Here is a 2,005-nt window from a genome sequence, read left to right as displayed (position 1 = left end):
ATCGTTCACCCGCTCCCGAACTACAACCTGACCGGCAGGCAACAACACAGGAACCTCCTGCGACCAATCACCCTCCGACAACCACTCCAGCAACCCCCCATACGCCCCGAACATCGCATCCAACACCTCCGGCGCGAACAACTCCTCCACCGCGTCCCACCGGACCAGCAGTTCGCCGTCGATCTCACCCACCTGGCTGTCCAGCCAGACCTGCGGGGTCTGCGACACGCCCCAGACCTGTTCGGCGAACGACGGCCCGGCCACTCCCTCGCCGCTGACCCCGAGCGTGCTGGTGAACACCACCGGCATGGTCATCTCGATCGTGGCGTTCCGCCTGGCCAGCTCGCGCATCACCCAGACCGCCGAGACCTCGCCGTGCTCCAGGCCGCGCCAGACCTCTTCCTGGAGCTTGCGGGCTCCGTCCAGCCAGCCGGCGCCCTGCCGGTAGCCGACGAGCAGCAGCGAGGTGAAGTCGCCGAGCACGCGGTGGATGTCGGGGTGGACCTCGCGCCGGTCGAACAGCGTGAGGTTGAGCGTCAGCTCCTGCTGGGCGCTCCACGTGCCCAGAACCTCGCCGAACGCCGCCGCCAGCACGGTGGCCGGGGTGAGCTCGTGCCGGCGGGCCAGGTCGATGATCGCCCGCCACCGGTCGGCGGGCAGCCGGAGCTCGCGCCGGGCGAACCTCGGCCGGTCGATCAGCGCCGGGTCGACACGGAGCGGCAGTTGCGGGGCGGGCGGCAGCTCGGGGAGCCGGGCCGCCCAGTATTCCTTGGCCGTCTCGAAGACGGCGGGATCGGGGGCCTGCGCGAGCAGGTAGTCGCGGAACGACACCCCGATCGGCGGCAGGACGGTGCCCGGGTCGTGGTAGAGCTGGTCGAGCTCGGCGAAGAAGACCATCATGCTCAGCGCGTCGACGATGATGTTGTCGAAGCTGACGCCGAGCCGCACCCCGCCTTCGTGGCGTACGGCCCGCGCATCGAACAGCGGCCACGCCGACACGTCGAGCACCTGGTGCGACATCTGCTCGCGCATGGCCTCGACGCTGTCGGCGGCGGCGATGGTGAAGCGCGGCACCTCGGGCAGGATGCGCTGGAGCCCGTCCTGGTCGAAGACGGCGCGCAGCATCTCATGCCGCTCGATCAGCAGGTTCCACGCGGTTTCCAGCCGGTCGAGGTCGATGTCGCCGTCGAACTCGGTGTAGAAGTGGCAGCCGACGCCGCCGAGCGTGAAGTGCTCGGCCCGGCCGAGCCAGTAGGCCCGCTGCACCTCGGTGGGCGGGAACGGCTCGTGCCGGTGCGCCACGTCCGGGGCGAGTGCGGGGACCGGCGGGGCCGCCTCCCCGAGGGTGAGGGTGGCCGCGAAGTCCGCCAGCACCGGCGTCTGGAACAGCAGGCTCAGCCTGGCGTCGGTGACGCCTTCCGCGCGCAGCCGGGCGATCATGCGGGTGGCGAGCAGCGAGTCGCCGCCGAGGGTGAAGAAGTTGTCGGTACGTCGCACGGCGGGACGTTCGAGCAGGTCGGCCCAGATGGTGGCGAGCACGGTCTCGGCGGGGCCGACGGGCGGCTCGTGCGCCGTGGTCTCCGGTGTGTCGGCGACGAGTGCGGTGAGCGCGGATCGGTCGATCTTGCCGTTGGCGGTCAGGGGCAGGTGGTCCAGCATCGTGATCGCCGGCGGGATCGCGTAACCCGGTAACCGGTCGGCCAGGAACGACCGCAACTCACCCTGATCCACATCGCCAGGAGTGACGAACGCCGCCAACCGGCGCTGCCGCCGATCCCCCACCGCCACCGCGACCGCCCGGCTCACCCCAGCAAACGCCTCCAACGCCGCCTCGACCTCACCCAGCTCGATCCGATGCCCCCGGATCTTCACCTGATGATCGGCCCGGCCCAGGAACTCCAGCGTGCCGTCCGGCCAGTACCGGCCCATGTCCCCGGTCCGATACCAGCGCCCGCCCGCAGCCTCCACGAACTTGACCGCCGTCGTCTCCGGATCACCCCGATAC

General features: G+C 70.7%; 1 protein-coding gene. It reads right to left on the bottom strand.

Annotated features, from left to right (window positions below; genetic code table 11):
* On the bottom strand, positions 1 to 2,005 hold a 2,005-nt coding region (locus E1294_RS51755; protein WP_165977996.1), incomplete at both ends, for a condensation domain-containing protein.

The sequence above is a fragment of the Nonomuraea diastatica genome, from assembly GCF_004349015.1.
Classification (GTDB): Bacteria; Actinomycetota; Actinomycetes; order Streptosporangiales; family Streptosporangiaceae; genus Nonomuraea; species Nonomuraea diastatica.
The sequence above is the reverse complement of the archived record's forward strand: the minus strand, read 5'-3'. Positions and strand labels throughout refer to the sequence as shown.